This window comes from Roseomonas rosulenta (assembly GCF_016106005.1).
Classification (GTDB): domain Bacteria; phylum Pseudomonadota; class Alphaproteobacteria; order Acetobacterales; family Acetobacteraceae; genus Neoroseomonas; species Neoroseomonas rosulenta.
Map to the genome: position 1 here is coordinate 1 of NZ_JACADR010000289.1, position 5,334 is coordinate 5,334.

6 protein-coding genes are annotated in these 5,334 nt (G+C 73.8%); all 6 read right to left on the reverse strand.

The window, feature by feature from the left end; all coding sequences use genetic code 11:
- Positions 1–160 precede the first annotated feature (160 nt).
- Positions 161–1,366 carry a molybdopterin molybdotransferase MoeA gene (locus HW578_RS22295; protein ID WP_198372915.1) on the reverse strand — a complete coding sequence of 402 codons (1,206 nt, stop codon included), beginning with the start codon at positions 1,364–1,366 and terminating at the stop codon, positions 161–163.
- 1 nt (position 1,367) lies between these two features.
- Positions 1,368–1,838 carry a cyclic pyranopterin monophosphate synthase MoaC gene (gene moaC, locus HW578_RS22300; protein WP_198372910.1) on the reverse strand — a complete coding sequence of 157 codons (471 nt, stop codon included), beginning with the start codon at positions 1,836–1,838 and terminating at the stop codon, positions 1,368–1,370.
- Between the two features lie 10 nt (positions 1,839–1,848).
- Positions 1,849–2,688, reverse strand: coding sequence for an indole-3-glycerol phosphate synthase TrpC (trpC, locus tag HW578_RS22305; protein WP_198372911.1), 840 nt, complete (start codon positions 2,686–2,688; stop codon positions 1,849–1,851).
- Entirely contained in the window at positions 2,685–3,710 is a 1,026-nt protein-coding gene (trpD, locus tag HW578_RS22310; RefSeq protein ID WP_198372912.1) for an anthranilate phosphoribosyltransferase, read from the reverse strand. The genes trpC and trpD overlap by 4 nt, the downstream gene beginning before the upstream one ends.
- Positions 3,710–4,309 carry an anthranilate synthase component II gene (locus HW578_RS22315; RefSeq protein WP_198372913.1) on the reverse strand — a complete coding sequence of 200 codons (600 nt, stop codon included), beginning with the start codon at positions 4,307–4,309 and terminating at the stop codon, positions 3,710–3,712. The genes trpD and HW578_RS22315 overlap by 1 nt, the downstream gene beginning before the upstream one ends.
- A 315-nt stretch (positions 4,310–4,624) precedes the next feature.
- Positions 4,625–5,334, reverse strand: a 710-nt coding sequence (locus HW578_RS22320; protein WP_198372914.1) for an anthranilate synthase component I family protein, incomplete at its 5' end; no start/stop codon positions are given.

Consider the following 5,334-nt stretch of genomic DNA (forward strand, 5'->3'; position numbering starts at 1 on the left):
ATGCGGGGGCGGCGGCGCGCGTGCTGCGGCGCTGGCGCGCGATGAACCGGGCGGTCGGCACCAGCCCGGCGCTGGGCGACTATCACCGGCGCGTGGCCGCGCGCGAGGGCCTCGGCGCGATGCCGCCGGGCTGAGCGGGCCGCTCGCCGCCGGCGGTGCGCTACACTCCAAGCTCCGCCAGGATGATCGCCTCCACCTCCGCCCCCGCCGGCAGGGCAGGCGCGAAGGGCGCGCGCAGCACCAGCGCATCGGCGCGCGCGAGCGTGGCCAGCATCGAGGAATCCTGCACCGGCGCCGGCGTGGCCAGCATCCGCCCCTGCGCATCCACCGCCAGCGTGGCGCGCAGGTGGTCCGCGCGGCGGTCGTTCTCCGCCAGCGGCACGGCGGCGATCACGCGGCGTGTGGGCGCCGGCGCGCCCGGCAGGCCCGACAGGCGCGCGATCGCCGGGATCAGGAACACCACGCCGCAGACCATCGCACTCACCGGGTTGCCCGGCAGCCCCAGCACCGGGGTGCGACCCAGCCGGCCCCAGATCAGCGGCTTGCCCGGCCGCATTGCGATCTTCCAGAAGCCGAGCTCGAAGCCCTCGCCGCCGAGCGCCTTCTGGATCAGGTCGTGCTCGCCCACGCTCGCCCCGCCGGTCGTCACCAGCAGGTCGTAGGCATGCGCGCTGGCCGCGACATCGGCGATGGCCGCGGTGTCGTCGGGCGCGATCGGCAGCACCACCGGATCGCCGCCCGCCCCCTTCACCAGCGCCGCCAGCGCATGCGCGTTGGACGAGACGATGCCCCCGGGCGGGATCGGGTCCCCGGGCAGGGCGATCTCGTCGCCGGTCGCCAGGATGCCGATGCGCGGGCGACGATGCACCGCGAGCCACGGGTTGTTCGACGCCGCGGCCAGGCCGATGTCGCGCGCCGTCAGCTTCCGCCCGGCGGGCAGCACCTCGGCGCCTTCCGCGAAATCGAGGCCGCGCCGGCGGATCCAGCGCCCGGGCCGCACCGTCTCGTTCACCCGCACGCTGCCATCGGCCGCGGTCGCGTCCTCCTGCAGCAGGATCGCGTCCGCACCCTCGGGCACGAAGCCGCCGGTGAAGATGCGCACCGCCTCGCCTGCGCCGACACTGCCCGCGAAGGGCCGCCCGGCCGGCGCGGCGCCGGTCACGCGCAGCATGGCACCTTCCACCGCGTCGCCCGCGCGTACCGCGTAGCCATCCATGGCCGAGACATCGGCCGGTGGCTGCGTCAGCCGCGCCGCCACGCCCCGCGCCAGCACGCGCCCCGCACCCTCGGCCAGCGCCACCGTCTCGGCGGCGGTCGGGCTCAGCGCGGCCAGGATGCGCGCGCGGGCGTCCTCGACGGCGAGCAGGTCATTCGCCACGGAACTCGCCCGACTTGCCACCGGCCTTGTGGACCAGGCGCACATCCTCGATGCGCATGCCGCGATCGACCGCCTTCACCATGTCGTAGACCGTGAGCGCCGCGACGGTCACCGCCGTCAGCGCCTCCATCTCGACGCCGGTGCGCCCGGTGAGGGTGACGGTCGCCTCGATCGCGACCGCATCCTCGCCCTCGGGCTCGAGATCCACGGCGACCTTGCTGATCATCAGCGGATGGCAGAGCGGGATCAGCTCATGCGTCTTCTTCGCCGCCATGATGCCGGCGATGCGCGCCACCCCCAGCACGTCGCCCTTGCCGGCGCGCCCCTCGCGGATCAGCGCAAGTGTCGCCGGCTGCATCACGATCCGCCCACGCGCGGTGGCGGTGCGCGATGTCTCGTCCTTGGCCGAGACATCGACCATCGCGGCACGGCCCGCGGCGTCGAAATGGGTCAGCGCCATGGCGCGGCGCTCAGCGCGCGTCGACCAGTTCGCGCGCCGCGGCGGTCACGTCCGCCTGGCGCATCAGGTGCTCGCCCACCAGGATGCAATGCGCGCCCGCCATCGCCATACGCTGCACATCGGCCGGCGTGCGGATGCCGCTCTCGGCCACCGGCAGGCGGTCGGCGGGCACCAGCGGCGCGAGGTCCTCGGTCGTGCCGATGTCGGTCTGCAGCGTGCGCAGGTCGCGGTTGTTGATGCCGATCAAGCGCGTGTTGAGCCCGAGCGCGCGGTCGAGCTCGCGGCGGTCATGCACCTCGGCCAGCACCGCCATGTCGAGCGAGCGGGCCAGTTCCAGAAGCTCCGCCGCCATGTCGTCCGACAGGCAGGCCATGATCAGCAGGATGCAGTCCGCGCCCATGGCGCGGGCCTCGAAGACCTGCCAGGGGTGGATCATGAAGTCCTTGCGCAGCACGGGCAGGGCGCAGGCGGCGCGCGCGGCCTCGAGGTGCTCCCGCGTGCCCTGGAAATACGGGCCGTCGGTCAGGATCGAGAGGCAGGCCGCGCCGCCGGCTTCATAGGCGCGCGCCAGCGCCGGCGGGTCGAAGGGGTCGCGGATCAGCCCGCCGGAGGGCGAGGCGCGCTTGATCTCCGCGATCAGACCGGTGCGGCCTTCCCCGATGCGCTGGCACAGCGCGCCCACGAAGTCGCGCACCGGCGGCGCATGCGCGGCGGCGCGCTCGATCTCGGAGCGCGAGGTCGCGGCCATGCGCTCCGCCACCTCCTTCTCCTTGTCGGCGATGATGCGGACCAGCACGTCCGGCACCGAGACGGCGCCCGCGGCGGTGGTGACAAGCGTTGGCGCGTTCATGCGGCGGCGTCCTTGGGGGGGCAGAGGGCGCGGAGGCGCGTGAGTACGCCAAGCGCCGCTCCTTCGTCTATGGCACGGGCGGCGATGGCGGCGCCCTCGCGCAGGTCGGCGGCACGGCCCGCCACGATGAGCGACGCCGCCGCATTCAGCAGCACCACGTCGCGATAGGGTCCGGGCGCGCCGCGCAGCAGAGCCTCGAGCGCCACCGCATTCTGCGCCGGGTCGCCGCCCTTGAGTGCTGCGGCCGGCGCGCGCGCCAGCCCGGCATCCTCGGGTGTCACGGTGAAGTCGCGCAGCGAGCCGTCCGCCTCCAGCGAGACCACCTGGCTCTCGCCGGCCAGGGTCAGCTCGTCGAGGCCCTGGCCATGCACCAGCCAGGCGCGTTCCGTGCCCAGGCGCTGCAGCGTCTCGGCCATCGGGCGCAGCCATTCCGGGGCGAAGGCGCCGGTCATCTGCCGCGTCACCCGCGCGGGATTCGCGAGCGGCCCCAGCAGGTTGAAGATGGTGCGCGTGCCCAGTTCCACGCGCGGCCCGGCGGCATGGCGCATGGACGCGTGGTGCCGGGGGGCCATCAGGAAGACCATGCCGGCCTCGCGCAGCACGGCGGGCAGGCGCTCCATCGGCACGTCCAGCGAGATGCCGAGTGCCGCGATCGCATCCGCCGCGCCCGACTTCGACGACAGCGCGCGGTTGCCGTGCTTGGCCACCGGAACGCCGGCGCCGGCCACGACCATGGCGGTGGTGGTCGAGATGTTCAGCGTCCCCGCCGAATCCCCGCCGGTGCCCACGATGTCCATCGCGCCGGGGGGGGCTTCGATCGCCACCATGCGCGCGCGCATGGCGCGCACCGCGCCGGTCATCTCGGCCACCGTCTCGCCGCGGACGCGCATCGCCATCAGCAGCCCAGCGATCTGCGCGGGCGTGGCCTCGCCGGCCATGATGATGCCGAAGGCCTCCTCGGCCTCGCTCTCGGCCAGGCGCTCCCCGGCGGCGAGCCGGGCCAGGATGGGCTTGAGCGACATCAGGCCGCGACGGTGCTGGGCAGCGCCGCCCCCGCGAGCGTCAGGAAGTTGCGCAGCAGGTCGTGCCCATGGGCGGAGGCGATGCTCTCCGGATGGAACTGCACGCCCGAGATCGGCAGGTCGCGATGCTTCAGCCCCATCACGATGCCGTCCTCGGTCCAGGCGGTGACCTCGAGGCAGCCGGGCAGGGTTGCGCGATCGACGATCAGCGAATGGTAGCGCGTCGCGGCGAAGGGCGAGGGGATGCCGGCGAAGACGTCCGCGCCCCCGTGATGGACCTGCCAGACCTTGCCGTGCACCGGCTCCGGCGCGCGGATCACGTGGCCCCCGAAGGCCTGCCCGATCGCCTGGTGGCCGAGGCATACGCCCAGCACCGGCAGCCGCACCTCGGCGGCCAGGGCGATCAACGGCAGGCAGATCCCGGCCTCGTTCGGCGTGCAGGGGCCGGGCGAGAGCACCACTGCCTCGGGCTGCATCGCGAGCACCCCCTGCGGGTCGATCGCGTCGTTGCGGCGCACCTCGACCCTGGCCCCCAGGTCGCCCAGGAAGTGGAAAAGGTTGAAGGTGAAACTGTCGTAGTTGTCGATCAGCAGGATCATGGTCGGTGATGCTTGGACCGCCGCGCGGGGGGAATCAAGCGGGCAGGCGCGAGGGGCGCCGGCGGTGCCCCGGGCGGCCCCGCGCCGGTCGGGATGCCGCTGCCTATTCCCGCCGGCCCGGCATCCGCAGGAACGCGGCGCAGCGCGGCCCGGCCCCTGCCATCGCGCCGCCGTCGCGAACGGGTTCCGGGCGCTGCGAACCAGCTTGGGGATGCGCGCTCCGGCGCGCCGCGCAGTTCGGCACCGGGCCGCTCCCGTCTCGGCGGCGCCGATACCTGCATGGGTGGCCGGGTGGGGGATCGGGCGGGAGCCGGATCAGCCGTTCCCGCGCTCACGGCGCCCGGACGCGAAGCGCACCGCTTCCTCCGCTGCGCGGAACAGCGCGCGGGCCTTCTGCCTCGTTTCCTCGTATTCCGATTTCGGGTCGGAATCCGCCACCACGCCCGCGCCGGCCTGCACGTGCATGATGCCGTCCTTCACCAGCGCGGTGCGCAGCGCGATGCAGGTGTCCATGCCGCCATCGGCGCCGAAATAGCCGATCCCGCCGGCATAGAGCCCGCGCCGCGAGGGCTCCAGCTCCTCGATGATCTCCATGGCGCGGATCTTGGGCGCGCCGGTCAGCGTGCCGGCCGGGAAGCCGGCGCAATAGGCGTCGAGCGCATCGAGCCCGTCCCGCAGCCGCCCCTGCACTTCGGACCCGATATGCATGACCTGCGAATAGCGCTCGACCTGGAACTGCGCCGTCACCTTCACCGTGCCGATCGCCGCCACGCGCCCGACGTCGTTGCGCCCGAGGTCGAGCAGCATCAGGTGCTCAGCGCGCTCCTTGGGGTCGGCCAGCAGCTCGACCTCCAGCGCGCGGTCCTCCTCGGGTGTCGCCCCCCGGCGGCGCGTGCCGGCCAGCGGGCGCACGGTGACGGTGTTGTCGCGGCAGCGCACCAGGATCTCCGGGCTGGCGGCGACCACCGAGAAGCCGCCGAAATCGCCGAAGACCAGGAAGGGGGCGGGGTTGATCCGCCGCAACG